A 21143-nucleotide genomic window follows, 5' to 3' on the forward strand; every position below is an offset into this window, starting at 1 on the left:
GGGGCAGTCCGCTTCGGGACAGCACAGCAGACGCACTGCACAGCAAACGCACAGCAACGCACAGCACGGTCGGCACCACACGGCCGGCACTGCACGTGACGGCCCGTGGGGGAGCCGAGATGCCGACCTCGAACGCCGACCTGGGGGCGGCCGCGGGACCGGAGCCCGCCGGAGACACATCCGGCGCGACTCCGACGTCCCCGGCCGCCGCCCCCGCGAACGGCCGCCCCGGTCTTCCCGCCGCGGCGGACTGCCGGACCGCACTGCGCAGAACTCCGGCGTCCGTCTGGAACGACGACGTGACCGACTGGGCCGCCGCCCTCACCTACTACGCGATGCTCGCGATCTTTCCGGCGCTGCTCGTCACGGTGTCGCTGATCGGCGCGGCGGACCCGACCGCGGTCCAGCACCTCATCGACCAGGTCGGCGCCGTCGTGCCCGCCGAGTCACGGGACATCATCGAACGGACCCTGGAAGGGATGGCCGACCGCGGCTCGGCCCTCTGGCTGCTCGTCACCGCGGGTGCGGTCGGCGCCCTCTGGTCCGCCTCCAGTTACCTCGCCGTCTTCCGGCGCGCCCTGCACACCATGCACGGGGCGGAGGATCGGCGCCCGGTGTGGAAGACCGCGCCGCGCGTCGTCATCACCGCGCTCGTGCTGCTGGTGCTGCTCATCTCCAGCGCGATGGTCCTGATGCTGACGGACGAGGCGGCCGGGGTCCTCGGCCGGTCCATGGGTGTGGACAGCGCCGGAGTCACAGCATGGAATGTCCTGAAATGGCCTCTCATTCTGGGACTCGCGGCCGTTCTGGTCCTCGTACTGTTCCGCACGGGGCCGGCCGAAACGCGCGGTGTGCGGCGCCGCGCCGTCGGTGGTGCGCTCGCCGTCGCCCTGTGGGTCATCTGCTCGGCGGGATTTGCCCTTTATGTCAGCTATGTCGACACCTACAGCCGCCTCTACGGTTCCCTCGCCGGGATGGTCGTGTTCCTGGTGTGGCTCTGGGTGTCCAACCTCGCGCTGCTGACCGGTGCTCAGTTCAACGCCGAACTGGCCAAGCTGAGCCGGCGCTGACCGCCGACCACTCGGGCCGCGGCCGCCCCCTCAAATCGACCCATTACGTCCCTGGTTGGCACCACGACCGGGGACCTTCTGCTTTCCGGGCGAAGAACCTTGCGATCGCGTGCATGGGAAATCCTTCCAGGGGCACTCGGCGGGCCGGAGGTTGATGCACATGGTCCCGCTTCTTCTCGTTCTGCTTCTCGCCCTGCTTCTCTTCGGGGCGGGATTCGCACTCAAGGCTCTCTGGTGGATTGCCGTCATCGTCCTGGTGGTGTGGCTGCTGGGGTTCGTGATCCGGCCCGCCGCGGCCGGCGGTCGCAGGGGCCGTTGGTACCGCTGGTAGATCCGCGTATCGCAGTCATCGGCCGGGGCCGGTGCCCGGAGAAGGAAATTCCGCGCACCGGTCCCGGCCCTTGACTGCCGGATATCCAAGGCGTGTTGCCCGGTGGAAGTCGTACGGCCCGCACGGGCTTCGTGCACCGACGATTTCCGGCCGATGTTGATGGCTCCCCGCGTGGGTCGAGCCGCCGGGGACGTCTCCGCTCAGGACTCAACTACGCCTGGACACAGGGGTGTTGGGTGCTGCCGACCACACGCCGGGACGACCGTCGAACTCGTTCCGAAAATCATGGATTCGAACGCATATGCATCGCGCAGAGGGGCACCCGCGCATCCGACGCACAAGACCACACATGACCGCAGGGTCGAATTCCGGACCCACGCCAGGGAAGGTTCCTATGCCTGCCGCTGACAGCAGGAGCAGCGACAGAAAAGAGGGCGAACGCGCCTCAGCCGCTGTCGCGATTCGGAAAGCAGGGCAGCAGCTCTCCGAACTCCTCGGAATGGTGCCCGACTCGATCTCGGCCCTGAAGCCCAACGACGACGGATGGGCCGTGGACGTCGAGGTCGTGGAAATCGAGCGCATCCCCGAGACCACGAGTGTGATGGCCACCTACCGCGTTCTGCTCGATCCCGGTGGCGAACTTCTGGGATATGAGCGCGTACGGCGATACGCGCGCGGTCAGACCGACAGCGAAAGGCGCCGCGGCTAGGCGGACACCGCCCGAGGATCGCTCCGAGCTGAAGCCCACAACGAAAGGAACAACCGTGACCGTCATGCAGCAATCCCGTCCCACCCCGGCCACGAGCGGGGGCGGGGGCGGCACATCCGGCCTGTACGACGTCCTGGAACTCATCCTCGACCGCGGCCTCGTCATCGACGCGTTCGTCCGGGTCTCCCTCGTCGGCATCGAGATCCTCAAGATCGACGTACGCGTCGTCGTCGCCAGCGTCGACACCTACCTCCGCTTCGCCGAGGCGTGCAACCGCCTCGACCTCGAAGCCGGCCGCAAGGCCCCGAGCCAGCTCACCGACCTGACCGGCCAGCTCACCGAGAGCGGCGCCAAGGGCAAGTCGAAAGGAGCGCTGACCGGCGCGGTCGAGGCGTTCACCGATTCGCTCCAGGGCGGCAAGGACTCCGAGGAAGAGGAGGAGCGTCCGGCGCGCCGCACCACCAAGTCGTCCAGCAGCCGCCGCACCACCCGTCGCAAGGAGGAGGACGCATAAGCCATGGCCGTCTACATCTACGCCATCACCGCGGCCGACCATCCGCTGCGCCTCGACGGGCTGCACGGCGTGGGGGAGTCCGGAGGCGCCGTCCGTGCGCTGGGCTCGGGCACGCACCGGGCCGTGGTGAGCGACGCTCCCGAGGAGCTGCGGGCCAAGCGGCGCGACCTCCTCGCCCACCAGGCCGTCCAGGAAAGGCTCCTGGAGGACGGAGCCGTGCTCCCCATGCGCTTCGGGCTCGTGGCTCCCGACGAAGAGGCCGTGACCGCGGCACTGGACGAGAACACCGAGGGCTACACCGAACGTCTCCAGCAGCTCGAAGGCTGCGTCGAGTACAACCTGAAGGCCGCGCGGGACGAGGACGACCTGCTGCGGGAGATCGTCGGCGAGTCCGAGGAGATCCAGGCGCTCAACGAGCGCACCCGGCAGCACCCGGACGCCCACGACGACAAGGTCGCCCTCGGCGAACTGATCTCGCAGGAGGTCGAACGGCGCAACAACGACGCCGCTCAGGAGGTCGTCGAGGCCGCGGCGCCGGCCGCCGTCACGTACACCCCCGGCGAGCCGACCCGGGAGCACTTCCTCAACGTGTCCTTCCTGGTGCAGCGCAAGCGGGCCGGTGAGTTCTCCCAGGCCGTGGCGGACGAGGCCCGCCGCCGGGGCGAGACCTACGACCTCACGCTGCACGGCCCTCTGCCGCCGTACAGCTTCGTCTGATCCGGGCCCGTGGACATGGGACTCATCACGCAGGTCCTCACGTTCCCGTTCGCGCCGGTACGCGGCGCCGGATGGGTGATGAACCAGGTGGTCCTCGCCGCGGAGCGCGAGTACTACGACCCGGCCCCTGTCCAGCGGGAACTCCGGGAGCTGGCGCAGGAGCTGGCGGAAGGCCGTATCGGCGAGGCCGAATTCGACCGGCGCGAGGACGAGTTGCTCGACCACCTGGAGTGGCTCGAGACACGGAACCGAGAACTGGACGCCCGTTCCTGACCAGCTCCGGTCCGGTCCCTCCGACCTGGAGGGGCGACGACCGAGACGACAGAGATTGAGACAAACACCATGATGACCAACGGAAAGATAGCCGTGGCGCTCGTGGGGGGTTACCTCCTCGGGCGGACGAAGAAGGCGAAAGTCGCCCTCGGCCTGGGCATGTTCCTGGCCGGGAAGAAGCTCAGCCTGGATCCGCAGCAGCTCGGCAAGCTGCTCGCCAACTCGCCCGCTCTCAGCGGCCTGAGCAACCAGGCGCGGAAGCAACTCGTCGACGCCACGAAGTCGGCCGCCACGACAGCGCTGACCAACCGCGCGAACAGCCTGGCCGAGTCGCTGCACGACCGGACGCTGAGCCTGCGCGACGGCGGCCCGGACCGCGACGCCGCGGACGAGGCTCCGGCGGACGACGACACGGAGTACGAGGACGAGGACGCCGGGCGCGAGGACGACCGCGGCAGCGCGCGCAAGAAGACGCAGCGCGCCGAACGCGACGAAGAGCCGCGCGGCGACCAGAGGTCCACGCCGCGGCGCAAGGCTGCGGCGGCCTCCCGGCCCCGTAAGAGCACCGCCTCCTCCACTGCCCGCAAGACCGCCTCCGGCGGAGCGCGCAAGACGGCGAGCGGTGCCCGCAAGACCGCCTCGGGCACACCCAAGAAGGCGGCCAAGTCCCGCGGGAGCCGCAATGAGTGACACGCTCGGCAAGATGCGCGACGAGATCGCGAAGAACCCCGCGACCGACCGGCTCAAGGAGGAGCTGCGCGGCTACCTGCAGGCCCGCGCCGAACACGCCGTGGCCGGACTCGGCCAGAAGCTCGGCGACACCATCCGCAAGGCGGGCGACCCCACACAGGGGCCGGGCACCCTCGTGGGCAGCCTTACCAAGTGCGGACAGGCACTCGCCGAAGGCAAGTCACCCGCCCAAGCGGCCATGAAGGTCGGGACCTCCCATGTGAAGTACACCCTGAAGGAGAAGGTCAAAGGGCTGTTCGGCAAGGGGCGCGGCAAGAGCGGCGGAGGCAAGTCCAAGAGCGTCGTGATCGTCGAGGACATCGACGTCGGCGTGCCGCTGCGTGAGGCGTACGACCAGTGGACCCAGTTCCAGGAGTTCTCCACCTTCGCCAAGGGCGTCGTCAGCGTCGAGACGTCCGACGACACCACCAGCAACTGGAAGGTGAAGGTCGCGAAGTCCACGCGGAGCTGGCAGGCCAACGTCACCGAGCAGGTCCCCGACGAGAAGATCGTGTGGACCACCGAGGGCGCCAAGGGCACGGTCAAGGGCGTCGTCACCTTCCACGCCCTCGGCGATTCCCTCACCCGGGTGCTGCTCGTGCTGGAGTACTTCCCGAAGGGACTCTTCGAGAAGACCGGCAACATCTGGCGCGCCCAGGGCCGTCGGGCCCGGCTGGACCTCAAGCTCTACCGCAAGTTCATCATGATGCGCGGTGAGGCCACCGACGGCTGGCGGGGCGAGATCCGCGACGGCGAGGTCGTTCTCGACCACGAGGAGGCCGTCGAGGAGGAGGAGCGCGCCGAGCAGGACGAGGACGCTCCTGACGGGCGCTCGGACGACGAGGACGCCCAAGACGGGGACGACGGCGAGGAGTCCGACGAGGACGGCGAACACGCCGACGACGACCCGGAAGCCTCCCACGAGGACGACGAGCAGGACGGCGAGGAGCCGTACGACGACGAGCCGTACGAGGCGGACGCGTACGAGGAGCCGCACGACGACGACGCGGACCCGGCGGACGAGCCCGAGGCCCACGCCGACGGTGACGAGGAGTTCGAGGACGAACCGGAGCCCGAGGACGCGTACGAGGACGACGCGTACGAGGACGACGGGGACGACGAAGCCGAAGCGGACGCGGACGACGAGGCGGACGTGGACGACGAGGCGGACGAGGAACCGGAAGACGCCGAGCCCGAGCCGCCCCGCCGTCGCCGACGCACCGCCGCGGCCCGCCGCTGACGCCGACCACCAGGAAACGAGGCTGATCTCATGGCGTCCGATTCTCTGGCCGGCCGGATGGGACCGTCCCCCGCCCGGGGTGCGGCTCCCTACGGCGGGGGAGGCTCGTCGGCCAACCTCGCCGACATCCTCGAGCGTGTCCTCGACAAGGGTGTCGTCATCGCCGGTGACATCCAGATCAATCTGCTCGACATCGAGCTGCTCACCATCAAGCTCCGGCTCCTCGTCGCCTCGGTCGACAAGGCGAAGGAGATGGGGATCGACTGGTGGGAGCACGACCCCTCCCTGTCCTCCCGCGCCCGCACCGGTCCGCGGGAAGTGGAGAACGGCGCGCCGCGCCAGGTGGACGGCGGAGCCGGGGACCGTCCCTCGCTCGCCGAGGAGAACGAGCGGCTGCGGGCGGAGATCGCGCGGCTGCAGGCCGCGGAACCGGGGCAGGGGAGCTGACGCGTGATGAGCAGTGACGTGACACCTGCGACGCCCGGCGTCCTGAGTTACGTGTACGCCGTCGGTCGTGCCGGCCCCGAACTGGAGGACGCCGCGTCCCGGCTGAGCGGCCACGGAGGCGCCGCGCTGCGCACGGTCGGTGCGGACGACCTGACCGCCGTGGTCTGCACTGTGCCGGCGGTCGACTTCGACGAGGCCGGTCTCAAGGCCCAGTTGGAGGACCTGACCCGGCTGGAGGCGATCGCGCGCTCGCATCACGGCGTCATCGGCGCGCTCGCGGAGCGTACGGCGGTGCTGCCGCTGCGGCTGGCCACCGTCTACCTCGACGACGCGCGCGTCACCGGAATGCTGGTGGAGTCCAGGGACGCTTTCGCCGCCACGCTGGAGCGGCTGGAAGGGCACGTCGAGTGGGGCGTGAAGGTGTACGCGGAACCGGCGGAGCCGCATCCGGCGCCAGAGGTGGCGGCCGATTCCGGAGTTGCGTCGGAGGAGGAGCCGCGGGTCAGCCCTGGTCGTGCCTATCTCCAGCGGCGCCGGGTGCAGCGCACCCGCCGGGACGACGCGTACCGGAGCGCGACCGAGGCGGCGAACCGCGTCGCCGCCGTCGCGGCGTCCTTCGCCGCCGACCGGGTGGTGCACCGGCCCCAGCAGGGGGCGCTCGCCGAGGGCGCGGGCCAGAACATCGCCAACGACGCCTACTTGGTGCCGCTGGAGCGCAGCGAGGAGTTCCGGGCCGCGGTCGCGGAGGAGGGCAGGACGCTGTCCGGGGCGCGCGTGGACGTGACCGGCCCCTGGGCCCCGTACTCCTTCGCCACTCCGGTGCAGGGCGGCGCGGGAGGGGACGCACATGTCGGCTGACCTGACGTTCCACGGTGACACCGCGCACGAGTCCGCCGTCCGGTCGGCGTACGAGTCCGCGTACGAGCCCCCGTCGGGATCGGCCGATACCGTCGGTCCGCAGGTGGCCCTCATCGATCTGCTCGACCGGCTGCTGAACGGCGGCGCCGTGCTGACGGGGGACCTGGTGCTGTCGGTGGCGGATGTGGACCTGGTGCACATCAATCTGCGGGCGGTGATCCGCTCGATCACGGAAGACGGTCCGGCTCCGTGGTGAGGGCGAGCGGCGCCGGCGCGAGGGCAGACCGGCCAACCACGCCCGGCGAGACAGGAGTTGGCGGACGGCGGCAGAACGAGGAAGGGACGGAGACGGTGACGGTGACGGGCAGCTCCGAGCGGACGAGTGCGTCCGAGGGCGCGGGCACGGCACGCCTCGACGAGGTCGCCACGGCCGCGGCCAGGGCGTTCGACCTTCTTCCCGCCGGTCCTGACGACCGTGGTGGGGGAGGAGTGGCGCAGCGGCTGAAGACCGACCCCGACACGGTCGAGCGCGATCTCCTCAAACTGGTGCTGACGATCGTCGAACTGCTCCGGCAGTTGATGGAGCGGACCGCTCTGCACCGGGTGGACCAGGGCGATCTGACGGAGGCGCAGGAAGAGCGGATCGGTATGACGCTGATGACGCTCCAGGACCGGATGGCCGTGCTGTGTGAGCGGTACGACCTGACGCTCGAGGACCTGAACCTGGACCTCGGCCCTCTCGGCTCCCTGCTGCCGCAGTCCTGACGGCCGAGGGGCCGAGGGGGCGAGCGGCGAGGGGCCGAAGGGCCGAAGGGCCGTGGGCGCGTACGGGAGGCGATGGTCCGCTGTCCGGCCAGGTGGCGGGTGGGGCTCGTCGATCGTCGACCTTCGTCCCGGGGCCGAGGCGCCCGGTGGTGGCGCCTGCCCGGTCCGAGATGACTGAGGGGGCTGCGGGAGGCAGGGGGTCTCGGGGGCCGATCCGCCTGGATGGGGCGAAGATCACAGCACAGCGCAGGCGCCGCCCGATGTGCGGCTGAGTACCGTGTGCGGGTGCCGAAGAACCGGAACACGTTCTCATCGCTCGTCGCCTGGCGCCGACGCCTGGTCACGCGCGCGGTGCACCGTGGCTGGCGCTGGATGCAGAGCGCGGGAGCGGTCACGGCCGAACGTCCGGGGCGCCACCGCTTCGGCCGCATAGGCGACGGGACCCGGCTCGCCTTCCCGCAGGGGACGGTTTTCGGCGAACCGTGGATCCACCTCGGCGATCACTGCATCATCGGCGAGCAGGTCACGCTGACCGCCGGGATGATGCCCGAGCTCGACCTCGGTCCCGATCCGGTGCTGCGGCTGGGCAACGGCGTCGTCCTCGGCCGCGGCAGCCACGTCGTGGCCTCCCGGCCCGTCGTGTTCGGCGACGACGTGTTCTGCGGTCCGTACGTCTACGTCACGAGCGACAACCACAGCTACGACGACCCCGACGAGCCGGTGGGCCGGCAATGGCCCCGCTCCGCCCCTGTGGAGATCGGCTCGGGCAGCTGGCTCGGCGCGGGCGCGGTGATACTCCCCGGTGCGCGCCTCGGCCGGAACGTGGTCGTGGCGGCCGGTGCGGTGGTCCGCGGAGAGGTCCCCGACCGGGCCGTGGTCGCGGGGGCGCCCGCGCGCATCGTCCGCCGCTGGGACCCCGAGTCGGGCTGGCAGCCCCCGCTGCGCACCCCGCCGCCCGTGCCGATCCCCGAAGGCATCACGCCGGAGCAACTCATCGCACTGACGGAGCTGGACGGACAGCCTGCGGACCCGGGCACACTGGACCTGTCGGCCGACCGCTGAGGACGCGGGGCCGGGCGAGGAGAGTGCGGGCGATGAGCAACCGGAACTTGCGCGTCCTGCTGGCGATCGCCGTGGTGATCCAGGGCATCGCCCTGGCGGTGTACGCCATACGGCAGTTGTGACCCCGTCTCCTGTCTTATGGGCCTCTGGCCGATGACCGCTACCGCGGTCGGCAACTCCGCGCCCGCGCCGCGATCAGCCCTTGCCCGCCGATGCCGGGCCGAACCCCTGCGGCCAGCGGGCCCGCGTCAGCCCGCCGCCAGGAGCAGTGTGCCGAACAACGCCAGCCCCGCACCCGCCGCCTGCACCATCCGCAACCGCTCGTTGAGGAAACCGCGCGCCGCCAGTGCCGTGATCACGGGGTAGAGGGAGGCGAGCACGGCGGCGACGGTCACCGGACCGTACTGAGCCGCCATCGCGTACGTGCCGTTGGCCGCCACGTCCGCGAGCCCCACGAAGCCGAGCGCCGGCAGCGAGGTGCGTATCGCCTGCCAGCCGCCGTCCGCCGGCAGGGCGTCGCCGCCGCGCAGTACGGACGCGAACAGTGCCGCGCCGCCGACCACCACATTCGTGATCCGCTGCACGAAGAGTGCGAGGAAGAGTCCCGTCACCGTGGTCGAGGACTCCGCGATCAGGGCCATGACCGAGCCGAACCCGAAGGCGGCCACCAGCGTCAGCAGGATCGCCTGGCGCTGCACCGGTGCGCCCCGGAGCTGCGGGCCGCCGGCCAGCACCACGCCGGCCACGGCCACCAGGATCCCCGCGATCTGCAGCAGCCCGGGCCGCTCGCCGATCATGAGGCCGACCCCCACGGGCACGGCCACACCCAGCGAGCCGAGGGGCGAGACCACGCCCATCGGGCCGAGCGCGAGCGCGCGGTAGAAGCAGAGCATCGCGACCGGTCCCACGACGCCCGCCGCGACGGCGAACCACAACTGGGGACCCGCCTCGTGCCAGCCTCCGGTCGCGACCACGATCGCGCCGAGCACGGCCGCCGCCAGGATCTGCGAGACCACGACCACGGTGAGGGCCGGGATGCGCTTGGTGAGCAGCCCGCCGCCGAAGTCGGCCAGCCCCCACAGGAGGCTGGTGGCCAGGGCGAAAACGGCTGTCATCGGAAACCTCGCAGTACAGTGGAGTGAACGCCGGGGTACAGCACACGGTAGTACAGCACAGTGAACCCTGTCATCCAGAATACTGAACGGAACGGCGGAAGCGGCCAGCGTGACCGACCTCGACCACCTCACCCAGTCCCTCGCGCGCAATCTCAAGCACTGGCGCACCGAGCGCGGCTTCACCCTCGAAGCCCTCGCCGCCCGCGCCGGGGTGAGCAGGGGCATGATCATCCAGATCGAGCAGGCGCGGACGAATCCGAGTGTCGGGACGACCGTGAAGCTCGCAGACGCCCTCGGCGTCAGCATCACCACCCTGCTCGACTACGACGAGGAGCCCAGGGTCCGGATCGTCCCCGCCGACCAGGCGGTGCGCATGTGGTCGACCGAGGCCGGGAGTTCGGTCTCGCTGCTCGCCGGCACCCAGGCCCCCGGTCCGCTCGAACTGTGGGTCTGGCGCCTCATGCCCGGTGACGGCAGCAGCTCGGATCCTCACCCCAGCGGCACGTTCGAGATGGTGCACGTGACGGCGGGCGAGCTGACCCTCGTCGTCGACACCGAGGAGTACCACGTGCCCACGGGCGCCTCGGCCAGTTTCGAGGCCAGCGGCTCGCACACCTATCGCAACGACGGCGAGGAACCGGTCGAGATGACCATGACCGTCTCCGTCCCGCCGGTGCGCTGAGCCGTCCCGCCGGTGGCTCGAGCCGTCCCGCCGGTGCGCTGAGCCGTATCCACTTCCGCTTCGACGCGTGCTCGCCGGTGCGCCGACGCGTACCGCTCGCCCGTGGTGCCGGACGCTTCGTTCGTCGCCCGGTCCTGTCATCGCTTCCTGTTAGCGTGGCGGCATGCGCGCTCCCATCGGCACTTTCGATTCCGTCCGGCCCGTCCCGGAGGCGCTCGACGACCTCCACCCGGCCGTCGCCGAAGGCATCCGCTCCTGGAGCGGCCCGGTCCCCGTGGAGCAGCTCCTGTACGTCGACACCGACCCGGAGAAGGCCGACACCGCCGTCTTCGCCGAGACCTACGGACCCGGTCTCGAGGATGCCTCGGCCAACTGCGTCGTCGTCGCGGGGAAGCGCGGCCAGACCGTCACGCTGGCCGCCTGCATGGTCCTGGCCACCACCCGCCTCGACGTCAACGGCACGGTGCGCCGTCATCTCGGCGTGCGCAAGGCCTCGTTCGCGCCGATGGACACCGCGGTCGGTGAGTCCGGCATGGAGTACGGCGGCATCACGCCCATCGGGCTGCCCCCGGGCTGGCCGGTGCTGGTCGACGCGGCGGTCGTCGACGTGCCGTACGTCGTCATCGGCAGCGGACGCCGCCGCGGCAAGCTGCTCGTCCCGGGCAAGGCGCTCTCATCGCTCCCCGGCGCCACCGTGCTGGACGGCCTGGCGGGCTGATCCGGCTCGGCGCGGTGTGTCCGCGCCCGGCGCTCGGTCCGGCAGCGGGATCAGTCCAGCAGCGGGATCTCGATCGCGGGGCAGCGGTCCATGACCATGTCGAGTCCCGCCGCGCGGGTGCGCCCGTACGCGTCCTCGTCCACGACTCCGAGCTGGTACCAGACGGCCTTCGCGCCGATCGTGACGGCCTCGTCCGCCACCGCCCCGGCCAGCTCGCTGTTCACGAACACGTCGACCACGTCCACCGGGAACGGGATGTCCGCCAGCGAGGCGTACCCCTGCTCCCCGTGCACCGTCTCCGCCTTGGGGTGCACCGGCACCACGCGCTTGCCGAAGCGCTGCAGCACGCGGGCCACCCCGTAGGCGGCGCGCCGTTCGTTCGTCGACAGGCCGACCACCGCCCAGGTGTCCCCCGCGGCGGTCAGAATCCTGCGGATCGTGGCGTCGTCTGCGTACATGCACCCGTCAACCACCGGCCCGGCGGCACCATTCCCGGCGCCCGGCATAGGGTGAGCCGAATGCAGGAGCAGTACCGTACGGTCGCGCGCGAAGGCGTGCACGAGATCGAGATCAACAAGTCGCGCTTCCTGTGCACCCTCGCCCCCGCCGCGACCGAGGGGGAGGCGCAGGAGCTCATCCGGCGCATCCGCAAGGAGCACCCGAGTGCGAGCCACAACTGCTGGGCGTACGTCATCGGGGCCGACGCCGGACTGCAGAAGGCGAGCGACGACGGGGAGCCCGGCGGCACCGCCGGGGTTCCCATGCTGCAGATGCTGCTGCGCCGCGAGATCCGGTACGCGGTCGCCGTCGTCACGCGGTACTACGGCGGGGTCAAGCTCGGCGCCGGCGGGCTGATCCGGGCCTACGGCGGCGCGGTCGGCGAGGCGCTCGACGCCCTTGGCACCCTCACCCGCAGACGCTTCCGGCTGGCCACCGTCACCGTGGACCACCAGCGGGCCGGGAAGCTGGAGAACGACCTGAGGGCGACCGGCCGCGATGTGCGGGACGTCCGGTACACGCACGAGGTCACCCTCGAGATCGGTCTGCCCGAGGCGGAGGTCGACGCTTTCCGCTCCTGGCTGGCCGACACCACCGCGGGCACAGCCGTCCTCGAACTCGGCGGCGAGGCCTACGGAACGGTCTGAGCCCCACAGAGCGGCCCGAGGCGGCGCCCCGCCCGGGAAGTGATGGCACCCGGGCCCGTACGGATCACGGACCCGCGCAGTCCCCGGACACGGCATCCAGGTCCGCGCCGTCCAGCGATTCCGTCAGCGCCCGCAGGCGCGCGCGGACCTCACGCATCTCCTCCAGCGAGAAGCCGGTCGCCGCCGCGATCCTGCGCGGTACGTCCAGTGCCTGCGCGCGCAGCTCGGTGCCCGCGGACGTGGGGCGGGCCGTGACCGAGCGCTCGTCGTCGGCGCTGCGCCGCCGCTCCACGTAGCCCGCCGACTCCAGACGCTTGAGAAGGGGCGACAACGTGCCGGAATCCAGGCGCAGATGCTCGCCGATCCGCTTGACCGGAAGCTCGCCGTGCTCCCAGAGCACCAGCATGACCAGGTACTGGGGGTAGGTGAGGCCGAGGTCCTTGAGCACGGTGCGGTAGACGCCGTTGAAGGCGCGCGAGGCGGCGTGCAGCGAGAAGCAGATCTGGTTGTCGAGGCGGAGGAACTCCTCCTCGGGTGCGGTCGTCGGCGTCTCCATGGCGTCCAGACTACCGCGCACCATTAAGTTGCGCACAATTTAATTGTGTGCTGTAGTCATCTCCGTCGGTTCCCACGGACTCATGACAAGTAGGGATGGAACTCATGGACGCGCTGTACACCGCTGTCGCCACCGCCAACGGCCGCGAAGGTCGTGCCGTCAGCTCCGACGGCCGGATCGACCTGCCGCTCGCCTTCCCGGTCCAGCTCGGCGGCAACGGGGAGGGCACCAACCCCGAGCAGCTCTTCGCCGCGGGCTACGCCGCCTGCTTCGCCAGCGCGATGGGGGCCGTCGGCCGCCAGGAGAAGATCGACGTCAAGGACGCGTCCGTGACCGCCGAGGTCGGCATAGGCAAGGACACCGACGGCGGCTTCGGTCTCGCCGTGGTCATGCGGGTCGAGCTGCCCGAGCACCTCCAGGGCGAGGCGGGTCGCGACCTCGTCGAGAAGACCCACGCCTACTGCCCCTACTCCAAGGCCACCCGCGGCAACATCGACGTCACGCTCGTCGTCGAGTGACCCGCGTCCCCGCGCGAGCGGGCGCCTGACGCCGCATCGCCCGCGCCGCACCCTCCGGAGCCCGGCCCCCTGTCCTGCCGACACGGGCCGGGTTCCGGTCGTGTTCCGCCGCGGTGCACCCTGGGTTCCGCCGCGGTGCGCCCAGGGTTGCGCCGCGGTGTGCCGCGGACCGGACGCGGATGAAAATCCGAGGTCGGTGATCGGGGAGGGGCACGGCGGGTTACGGTGGTCGGTGCCGGTCTCCGCGCCCGAACGGGCGGTGCCGGGCGCAGGGGTGGAGAAAGGAAGAACGTGCTGGTCGGTGTCCGCTGGTGAGAGTGCTGCACACATCCGACTGGCACCTCGGCCGGTCGTTCCACCGGGTCGGCCTCCTCTCCGCGCAAGAGGCCTTCCTCGACCACCTCGTCGAGACGGCGCGGGAGCGGCGCGTCGACGCGGTGCTCGTCTCGGGTGATGTGTACGACAGGGCCGTACCGCCGCTGTCCGCCGTCGAGTTGTACGACGACGCCCTCCACCGCCTCGCCGGACTCGGTGTGCCCACCCTCATGATCTCCGGCAACCACGACTCGGCGCGCCGGCTCGGCGTCGGTGCCGGGCTGATGGAGCGTGCGGGCATCCATCTGCGGACCGACCCGGCCCGGTGCGGCGAACCAGTCGTCCTCGCCGACGAGCACGGTGATGTCGCCGTGTACGGCCTGCCCTACCTCGAACCCGCCCTCGTCCGCGACGTGTTGGGCGCCGGGAAAGCCGGGCACACCGCCGTACTCCGTGCCGCCCTGGATCGCGTACGCGCCGATCTCGCCACCCGCCCGGCCGGCACCCGCTCGATCGTCCTCGCCCACGCCTTCGTCGCGGGCGGCGCGCCGAGCGACAGCGAACGTGACATCACCGTCGGCGGGGTGGCGGCCGTACCGGCCGAACTCTTCGACGGCATCGACTATGTGGCGCTCGGTCACCTGCACGGCTGCCAGACCATCGGCGAGCGCATCCGCTACTCCGGCTCGCCGCTCGCGTACTCCTTCTCGGAGAGCGACCAGCGCAAGAGCATGTGGCTCGTCGACCTCGGCGCGGGCCACGCATTCACCGCCGAGCGGATCGACTGCCCCGTACCCCGCACCCTCGCCCGGATCCGCGGTCGCATCGAGGAGCTTCTCGCAGGCCCGGAGTTCGCCCCGTACGAAGGGGCGTGGCTGGAGGCCACACTCACCGACCCCGTCCGCCCGCATGAGCCGATGGCGCGGCTCGCGGAGCGGTTCCCGCACGTGCTCAGTCTGGTCTTCGCGCCCGAGCGGTCCGACGAGGACGCGCACACGGGCTATGCGGAGCGGCTGAAGGGGCGTACGGACCGCGAGGTCGCCGAGGACTTCGTGGCCCACGTACGCGGCGGCACCGGTCCGGACGAGAGTGAACGGGCCGTGCTCCACGGCGCGTTGGACGATGTACGTACCGACGACACGCTGAACGAGGTGGCCCGTTGAGGCTGCACCGGCTCCGGATCACCGCCTTCGGCCCGTTCGCGGGCACGGCCGACGTCGACTTCGACGACCTGTCAGGGGCCGGTCTTTTCCTGCTCCACGGGGCCACGGGCGCCGGCAAGACCTCGGTGCTCGACGCTGTCTGCTTCGCGCTGTACGGCGGTGTGCCCGGAGCCCGGCAGGGCGGGCAGTCCCTGCGCAGCGACCACGCCGACCCCGGCACGCCGACCGAAGTGCTGCTCGAACTCACCGTCGGCGAGCGGCGGTTGGAGATCACCCGCCGCCCCGAGCAGCTGCGGCCCAAGAAGCGCGGCGAGGGTCTGACGCGCGACAAGGCACAGACCTGGCTGCGGGAGCGCACCGCCTCGGGGGCGGACGGGGCGGACGGGGCGGCGAGGCCCGACGGGCCGGGCGTCGGCTGGAAGGCCCTGAGCCGTTCCCACCAGGAAGTGGGAGAGGAGATCGGGCAGCTCCTCGGCATGAGCAGGGAGCAGTTCTGCCAGGTCGTCCTGCTGCCGCAGGGCGACTTCGCGCGTTTCCTCCGCGCCGACGCCGAGGCCCGCGCCCATCTGCTGGGCAGACTCTTCGACACGCGCCGGTTCGCCGCCGTCGAGGAGCGACTTGCGGACCTGCGACGCGCCGCGGAGAAGCGGGTGAGCAGCGGCGACGAGCGTCTGCTCGCTCTCGCCCACCGCATGGCACAGGCCGCGGGCGACAGCGCCGACCTCCGCGACCATCCGCTCCCCGAACAGGCCCCCGGGGAACCGGGGTTGGCGGATACGGTCCTGGAGTGGGCGGCCATCGCCCGTACGAGTGCGCGCGAGCGCCACGCCGTCGCCGCTGAGGCCGTGAGCGCGGCCGAGAGCGCCCATGAACGGGCCCAGCGACACGCCGAGGCAGTCCGGGAACTCGCCGCCCTTCAAGAACGACACGCCGAGGCCCGTCGTCGCGCCACGGTCCTCGAGTCGCGCCGCGACGAGGCCGACCGCCTCCGCGCCCGGATGGACCGTGCCCGCGCGGCGGAGAAGGTGGTCCCCGCACTCGAACTGCGCGACGCGGCCGAGCGCGAACACGGCACCGCGGCCGCGGTGTTGGGGGAGACCCGGTCGGCACTGGCCCGCGCGTCCGCTGTCCTGGGAGCCGGTCTCGCCGACGCGGGCGCCGACCGGCTCGCCGCCCTGGAGCGGGAACTCCGTGAGGAGCTGGGCGGACTGGCCGCAGCGCAGCGCGCCGAGGAACGGGGCGCCCGGCTGGCGGCCGAGCGCGCCGGACTCGACCGCGAGGCACGGTCGGACGACGACGTCCTGCGGGAGGCCGAAGGCTGGCTCGCCGCATGGGAGCCGGCGCGCGACCGGCTCCGGCAGCGCATCGAATCCGCGCAGGAGGCCGCCACCCGCGCCGAACAGCTCGCCGGTCAGGTCACGGAGACCGTCAGACAGCTCGAGTCCGCCGAGGAACGCGACCGCCTCTCGGCACGACGGGCCACCGCGGAGGAGGACGCGGCGCGCGCCCGGAGCCGTACGTCCGGCGCGCGCGAACACTGGCTCGACCTCAAGGAACGGCGACTGGCGGGGATCGCCGCCGAACTGGCCGCGGGACTCCGGCCCGGCGAACCCTGCAAGGTCTGCGGCGCGACCGAACACCCCGACCCGGCGCGCGCCGCCGACGACCACGTCGACCGTGCCGCCGAGGACGGCGCGCTCCAGATGTACCAGCGGGCCGACAAGGTCCGGGAGGATGCCGAGCACCGGGTGCTGGCACTGCGCGAATCCATGGCGACCGCGCACGCGGCCGCGGGCGACACGCCCGCATCCGCCCTGAGGGACGAGGTCGCATCCCTGCGCCGCTCCCACGCCGACGCGCGGACCGCCGCCGCCGACGCACATGACGCCCGCGAAGCCCTCACACACGCCGAGCGGGAGTACGAACTCCGGCGCGCCGCCCAGCAGGAGGCCGGGCGCCGCGCCTCCGCCCGTGCGTCACGCCGCGAGGTGCTGGACGGTCAACTCGCCGAGGCAGAGGCGGAGGTGGAGCGCGCACGGGGCGACGCGCCGAGCGTCGCCGACCGTGCCGCCCGGCTGGAGTCCCGTGCACTGCTGCTGTCCGAGGCGGCCACGGCCGTACGCACCGCCGAGGCGACGGCGCAGCGGCTGAAGGAGGCCGACGCGCGACTCGCCGACGTGGCCTACCGCGCCAAGTTCGACACGCCGGAGGCGGCGGCCGATGCGGTGCTCGACGCGGCACAGTGGCGGGAGGTGCAGCACCGCCTCGACCAGTGGCAGGCGGAGACCACCTCCGTCGCCGCCGAGCTGGCGGACCACCGCCTGGCCACGGCAGCGGACCGTCCGCCGGCCGACATCGCCGGGGCGCAGACCGCCGTCGACGCCGCCACGCGCCGGTTGCGCACGGCGTCCGCAGCAGAGGCGGCCGCCGCGACGCGCTGCGCCGAACTCGACGCCATCGGCGCCGACGCCGAGGCCGGGGCGCGCCGACTCGCCCCGCTGCGGCGCGAGTACGACCGGGTGGCGCGCCTCGCGGGGCTCGCCGCGGGAACCTCCGCCGAGAACGAGCGCAGGATGCGCCTGGAGTCCTACGTCCTCGCCGCCCGGCTCGAACAGGTCGCCGCGGCGGCCAGCGCCCGCCTGGAGCGCATGTCCTCGGGGCGCTACACCCTCGTCCACTCCGATGCCAGGGCGATCGGTCGCGGCCGGTCCGGTCTCGGTCTGCACGTGATCGACGCCTGGACAGGCAGCGAGCGCGACACCGCGAGCCTCTCCGGCGGCGAGACGTTCTTCGCCTCGCTCTCCCTGGCCCTGGGGCTGGCGGACGTGGTCACGGAGGAGGCGGGAGGCGCGCGGCTCGACACCCTCTTCATCGACGAGGGGTTCGGAAGCCTGGACGAGCAGACGCTCGACGACGTCCTCGACGTGCTGGACTCCCTGCGCGAGCGTGACCGGACCGTCGGCATCGTCAGCCACGTCGCCGATCTGCGCGGGCGCATCCCGGCGCAGCTCGAGGTCACCAAGACCCGTACGGGATCGGCCCTGCGCCACCGCAGGCACGGCTGACGGCTCCGCACGCAGGGCCGACGGCACCGTCGGCCGGGCCGCAACCAGCCCGCGCCGGAAGGGAGTCCGGGGCCCGGCGCCCGCAGCTGGGGTGTGGCCGAGGCGAGTCGGGGCACCCGGTGCGGACGCGTCCCCCCGGTGAGGGGTCGGCGGCGGTGTTCTCCCGGGGCCGTCCACGCTCCGCCCTCGGCAGCACGGAGCGGCCGGACGGGGTGCACACCCTGAGGTGCCACTGTCTGTTTTGTGTGTTTCTGTTGCGAAATGCCGTGCAGTGCCCGCTAGAGACCCTGCCTGACGAAAGGTGAAGCCATGAGCGCGCAGGACAAGGCGAAGGCCAAGGGCGAGCAGATGAAGGGCAAGGCCAAGGAGGTCGCCGGGCGCGGTACGGGCGATGAGGACATGGAAGCCGAGGGCCGCGGCGACCAGGCCAAGGGCGACGCCCGCGAGGCGATCGAGAAGGCCAAGGACGCCGCCAAGGACGTCTTCAAGGACTGACCGTCCGATTCCAGGACCGGCCCCTTCGTTCCCAGGACCCGCCCCTTCGTTCCCAGGCCCGACCCGGCCGTTCCGCGGACCGACGCGTCCGCTGCGCTCCGGACGCACGGCTGCGGCACGGCCACGGAGGACCGCGGCGGACGCGTCAGACGTGTGGCCCGGCGGACACCCGCCGGGCCACACGTCTCTCCGGCCTCAGAGCCGGGACAACTCCTCCACCAGGTCGTCCAGGCCGAGCGAACCCAGCGACAGCGCCGCCATGTGCCACGCCTTCAGGTCGAAGGAGTCGCCGTGCGCCGCACGCGCCGCCTCACGTCCCTTCAGCCACGCGCGCTCGCCGAGCTTGTAGCCGATGGCCTGCCCCGGCATGCCGAGGTAGCGGATCAGCTCGCTGTCGACGAAGTCGTCAGGACGGCCGCTGTGCATACCGAAGAACTCCCGTGCCAGCTCGGGCGTCCAGCGCTCGCCCGGGTGGTAGGGCGAGTCCGCTGGGATCTCCAGCTCCAGGTGCATGCCGATGTCGACGATCACCCGTGTCGAGCGCATCATCTGCGCGTCGAGGTAGCCGAGCCGCCGCTCCGCGTCGGTGAGGAAGCCCAGTTCGTCCATCAGGCGTTCCGCGTACAGGGCCCAGCCCTCGGCGTTCGCGCTGACCCCGCCGACCGTCGCCTGGTACCGCGAGAGGCGGTCGGCCACGTGCACCCACTGCGCGAGCTGCAGATGGTGCCCGGGAACGCCCTCGTGGTACCAGGTCGACACCAGGTCGTAGACGGGGAACCGGGTCTCGCCCATCGTCGGCAGCCACGTGATGCCCGGCCGGGAGAAGTCCACCGTCGGAGCCGTGTAGTAAGGGGCCGCGGCGCCGCCCGCCGGGGCGATCCGTGACTCCACCCTCCTGACGCGCTCGGCGAGTTCGAAGTGCGTGCCGTCCAGGCTCTCGATCGCCTCGTCCATCACACCCTGCAGCCAGACCCGCACCTCCTCGACGCCCTCGATGTGCTTGCCGTGCTCGTCCAGGTACTTGATGGCCTCCCAGGGCGTGGCCGCGCCGGGAAGGATCTTCTCGGCCTCGGTGCGCATCTCCGCCATCAGACGGTGGTACTCCGACCACCCGTACGCGTACGCCTCGTCCAGGTCGAGGTCCGTGCCGTTCCAGTAGCGGGACCAGCGGGCGTAGCGGTCGCGGCCCACCACGTCCGGGGAGCCCTGGACGGCGGGGGCGTACGTGTCGTGCAGCCAGTCGCGCAGATCCTCGAACGCGCCGGTCGCGACCGCGGCCGCCATGTCCAGTTCGGTGCGCAGCTCTTTCGGACCGGCGGACGTGAACTCCGCGAACCAGCTCCGGTCCTTGCCCACCCACTCGTCCAACTGTCCGACGAAGGTCTCGACTTGGCGCGGTCCGGCCGGCAGCTTGCGCTCCAGGCCCTCGGCCAGCGACGCGCGGTAGCCGTCCAGTGCGGCGGGGACGGCGCGCAGCCGCTCGGCGATGGCGGCCCAGTGTTCCGTCGTCTCGGCCGGGGTCACGGTGAGGACCGTACGGATCGAGTGCACGGGGGAGTGGATGTTGCTGACGGCTCGCAGGCCCTCGTGGGCCTCGTGCACGGCCAGTTCCGCGGTCAGCCGTTCGCGCAGCAGCCGGGCGCAGCGCCGCTCGGCGTCGCTGTCGCCGCCCGGCCGGGCCTCCGCCTCGGTCAGCCGGTCCAGTGTCGTACGGGCCAGGTCGGCGAGGGCCTCCTGGCCGGCTGGGGAGAAGTCCGGGAGCCGGGTCGAGCTCTCGGCATCGCCCAGGTAGGTGCCGGTGATCGGGTCGAGGCCGATGAGCGCGTCCACATAGGCGTCGGCGACCTGGCGGGGCAACGGGCTGCTGATGTTGTCGGACATGGGCTCATCCTCGTACGTGACCCGTGCTCACGTCACCACCACCTGGCGCGTCGCGATTCGGCCGTGCACGACCGGCCACCGTGTGGGGCATGGGCGGCCCGGACCTGCGGTGCTCGTCCGCGCCCGGACAGCCGGCGCGCGGGAGTGCGGACACCCGGCGCGCCCGGCCGCGGACGCCCGGTGAACCCGGCCCGCGGGACCCTCGGCGCCACCGGCCGGCGGGTTCTCGGCGACACCGGCCCGCGGGTGCTCGGAACGCGGGTGCTCCGAACGCGGGTGCTTCGTTACGCGTCCGGCCCCGGGGGCAGCAGCGGTCCGCACTCCCACTGCTGGAAGATCAGTCGCGTCTCGACCCGGGCGACCTCGCGACGTGACGTGAACTCGTCGAGCACCAAGCGCTGGAGGTCGGCGGTGTCGGTCACGGCGACATGGACGAGATAGTCGTCGGGCCCGGTCAGATGGAACAGCGCCCGCGACTCCGGGATGGCGCGGATCCGCTCCACGAACGGGCCGATCAGCTCACGGCGGTGCGGCCGTACCTGCACCAGCAGCAGGGCTTCCAGCCCGCGCCCCATCTTCGCCGGGTCCAGGCGCAGCTCATGGCCGAGGATCACCCCGGCGCGCCGCAGCCGGGCCACCCGGTCCAGACAGGTGGACGGCGCGACGCCGACTTCTGCCGCGAGGTCGCGGTACGTGGTCCGGGCGTCGTTCTGCAGAAGCCGCAGAATCTGCAGATCGACCGGATCCAGAGGTACGGAATCGGCCATCGGCCGAA

At 71.7% G+C, this 21143-nt stretch carries 25 protein-coding genes; 20 read left to right on the forward strand and 5 right to left on the reverse strand.

The genetic code is table 11. The features are described 5' to 3' along the window. The first annotated feature begins 119 nt into the window (after window positions 1–119). The 13 genes from ABZ822_RS22655 to ABZ822_RS22715 all read left to right on the forward strand — a co-directional run bounded on the left by ABZ822_RS22655 (window position 120) and on the right by ABZ822_RS22715 (window position 8715). On the forward strand, window positions 120–1070 hold the full coding sequence (locus ABZ822_RS22655) for a YihY/virulence factor BrkB family protein (protein ID WP_360857020.1): 951 nt from the start codon (window positions 120–122) through the stop codon (window positions 1068–1070). A gap of 160 nt (window positions 1071–1230) precedes the next feature. Beyond that, entirely contained in the window at window positions 1231–1401 is a 171-nt protein-coding gene (locus tag ABZ822_RS22660; protein WP_093652039.1) for a hydrophobic protein, read from the forward strand. A gap of 394 nt (window positions 1402–1795) precedes the next feature. Continuing rightward, window positions 1796–2110 (forward strand): gas vesicle protein, encoded by a 315-nt coding sequence (locus ABZ822_RS22665; RefSeq protein ID WP_360857023.1) that lies wholly within the window; start codon window positions 1796–1798, stop codon window positions 2108–2110. 64 nt (window positions 2111–2174) lie between these two features. Further along, window positions 2175–2624: a gas vesicle structural protein GvpA gene (locus ABZ822_RS22670; RefSeq protein ID WP_360857026.1), complete on the forward strand. Its 450-nt coding sequence runs from the start codon at window positions 2175–2177 to the stop codon at window positions 2622–2624. 3 nt (window positions 2625–2627) lie between these two features. Continuing rightward, complete coding sequence (locus ABZ822_RS22675; RefSeq protein WP_360857029.1) at window positions 2628–3341, forward strand: GvpL/GvpF family gas vesicle protein; 714 nt, start codon at window positions 2628–2630, stop codon at window positions 3339–3341. Window positions 3342–3356: 15 nt separating this feature from the next. Further along, window positions 3357–3614: a gas vesicle protein GvpG gene (locus ABZ822_RS22680; protein WP_360857217.1), complete on the forward strand. Its 258-nt coding sequence runs from the start codon at window positions 3357–3359 to the stop codon at window positions 3612–3614. 69 nt (window positions 3615–3683) lie between these two features. Beyond that, the gene (locus ABZ822_RS22685; protein WP_360857033.1) at window positions 3684–4304 is read left to right on the forward strand and encodes a hypothetical protein; all 621 of its coding nucleotides are present in this window, start codon (window positions 3684–3686) and stop codon (window positions 4302–4304) included. Beyond that, window positions 4297–5583, forward strand: coding sequence for an SRPBCC family protein (locus ABZ822_RS22690; protein WP_360857036.1), 1287 nt, complete (start codon window positions 4297–4299; stop codon window positions 5581–5583). Before ABZ822_RS22685 ends, ABZ822_RS22690 begins: the two co-directional genes overlap by 8 nt. A gap of 57 nt (window positions 5584–5640) precedes the next feature. Continuing rightward, window positions 5641–6030: a gas vesicle protein gene (locus tag ABZ822_RS22695; RefSeq protein ID WP_360857220.1), complete on the forward strand. Its 390-nt coding sequence runs from the start codon at window positions 5641–5643 to the stop codon at window positions 6028–6030. A 6-nt stretch (window positions 6031–6036) separates the two neighbouring features. After that, complete coding sequence (locus tag ABZ822_RS22700) at window positions 6037–6888, forward strand: GvpL/GvpF family gas vesicle protein (protein WP_360857039.1); 852 nt, start codon at window positions 6037–6039, stop codon at window positions 6886–6888. Window positions 6889–6991: 103 nt separating this feature from the next. Continuing rightward, a complete protein-coding gene (locus tag ABZ822_RS22705) occupies window positions 6992–7144 on the forward strand; it encodes a gas vesicle protein (protein ID WP_360857223.1) in 153 nt (50 codons plus the stop codon). Between the two features lie 101 nt (window positions 7145–7245). Further along, entirely contained in the window at window positions 7246–7653 is a 408-nt protein-coding gene (locus tag ABZ822_RS22710) for a gas vesicle protein K (RefSeq protein ID WP_360857042.1), read from the forward strand. A 285-nt stretch (window positions 7654–7938) separates the two neighbouring features. Beyond that, a complete protein-coding gene (locus ABZ822_RS22715; RefSeq protein WP_360857045.1) occupies window positions 7939–8715 on the forward strand; it encodes an acyltransferase in 777 nt (258 codons plus the stop codon). Window positions 8716–8963: 248 nt separating this feature from the next. On the opposite strand, the gene ABZ822_RS22720 is transcribed toward ABZ822_RS22715, so the two are convergent. Then, window positions 8964–9830, reverse strand: a complete 867-nt coding sequence (locus ABZ822_RS22720) for a DMT family transporter (RefSeq protein ID WP_360857048.1) — start codon at window positions 9828–9830, stop codon at window positions 8964–8966. A 109-nt stretch (window positions 9831–9939) separates the two neighbouring features. Between ABZ822_RS22720 and ABZ822_RS22725 the strand changes: the two genes are divergently transcribed. Both ABZ822_RS22725 and ABZ822_RS22730 read left to right on the forward strand, forming a co-directional pair. Then, complete coding sequence (locus ABZ822_RS22725) at window positions 9940–10512, forward strand: XRE family transcriptional regulator (protein ID WP_360857051.1); 573 nt, start codon at window positions 9940–9942, stop codon at window positions 10510–10512. Between the two features lie 163 nt (window positions 10513–10675). Then, complete coding sequence (locus ABZ822_RS22730) at window positions 10676–11230, forward strand: YbaK/EbsC family protein (protein WP_360857054.1); 555 nt, start codon at window positions 10676–10678, stop codon at window positions 11228–11230. A gap of 50 nt (window positions 11231–11280) precedes the next feature. Here ABZ822_RS22730 and ABZ822_RS22735 read toward each other — a convergent pair whose 3' ends face one another. Next, window positions 11281–11688, reverse strand: a complete 408-nt coding sequence (locus ABZ822_RS22735; RefSeq protein WP_360857057.1) for a CoA-binding protein — start codon at window positions 11686–11688, stop codon at window positions 11281–11283. Between the two features lie 60 nt (window positions 11689–11748). On the opposite strand from ABZ822_RS22735, the gene ABZ822_RS22740 reads away from it, so the two are divergent. Next, on the forward strand, window positions 11749–12375 hold the full coding sequence (locus ABZ822_RS22740) for a YigZ family protein (protein WP_360857060.1): 627 nt from the start codon (window positions 11749–11751) through the stop codon (window positions 12373–12375). Window positions 12376–12439: 64 nt separating this feature from the next. On the opposite strand, the gene ABZ822_RS22745 is transcribed toward ABZ822_RS22740, so the two are convergent. Next, window positions 12440–12931, reverse strand: coding sequence for a MarR family transcriptional regulator (locus tag ABZ822_RS22745; RefSeq protein ID WP_360857063.1), 492 nt, complete (start codon window positions 12929–12931; stop codon window positions 12440–12442). Window positions 12932–13035: 104 nt separating this feature from the next. Between ABZ822_RS22745 and ABZ822_RS22750 the strand changes: the two genes are divergently transcribed. From ABZ822_RS22750 to ABZ822_RS22765, 4 genes are all read left to right on the forward strand, one after another. After that, window positions 13036–13449 carry an organic hydroperoxide resistance protein gene (locus ABZ822_RS22750; protein ID WP_360857067.1) on the forward strand — a complete coding sequence of 138 codons (414 nt, stop codon included), beginning with the start codon at window positions 13036–13038 and terminating at the stop codon, window positions 13447–13449. Window positions 13450–13760: 311 nt separating this feature from the next. Next, window positions 13761–14927, forward strand: coding sequence for an exonuclease SbcCD subunit D (locus ABZ822_RS22755; protein WP_360857070.1), 1167 nt, complete (start codon window positions 13761–13763; stop codon window positions 14925–14927). Next, on the forward strand, window positions 14924–17992 hold the full coding sequence (locus tag ABZ822_RS22760) for an SMC family ATPase (RefSeq protein ID WP_360857072.1): 3069 nt from the start codon (window positions 14924–14926) through the stop codon (window positions 17990–17992). Before ABZ822_RS22755 ends, ABZ822_RS22760 begins: the two co-directional genes overlap by 4 nt. A 309-nt stretch (window positions 17993–18301) precedes the next feature. Beyond that, a complete protein-coding gene (locus ABZ822_RS22765) occupies window positions 18302–18487 on the forward strand; it encodes a CsbD family protein (protein ID WP_360857075.1) in 186 nt (61 codons plus the stop codon). A 195-nt stretch (window positions 18488–18682) separates the two neighbouring features. Here the strand turns inward: ABZ822_RS22765 and ABZ822_RS22770 are convergent, their stop codons facing one another. Beyond that, entirely contained in the window at window positions 18683–20368 is a 1686-nt protein-coding gene (locus ABZ822_RS22770) for a DUF885 domain-containing protein (RefSeq protein ID WP_360857078.1), read from the reverse strand. 284 nt (window positions 20369–20652) lie between these two features. Further along, window positions 20653–21135: an Lrp/AsnC family transcriptional regulator gene (locus tag ABZ822_RS22775; protein WP_360857081.1), complete on the reverse strand. Its 483-nt coding sequence runs from the start codon at window positions 21133–21135 to the stop codon at window positions 20653–20655. Between the last annotated feature and the right edge of the window lie 8 nt (window positions 21136–21143).

Origin of the sequence: Streptomyces sp. NPDC047108 (assembly GCF_040643575.1) — a bacterium.
GTDB lineage: Bacteria > Actinomycetota > Actinomycetes > Streptomycetales > Streptomycetaceae > Streptomyces.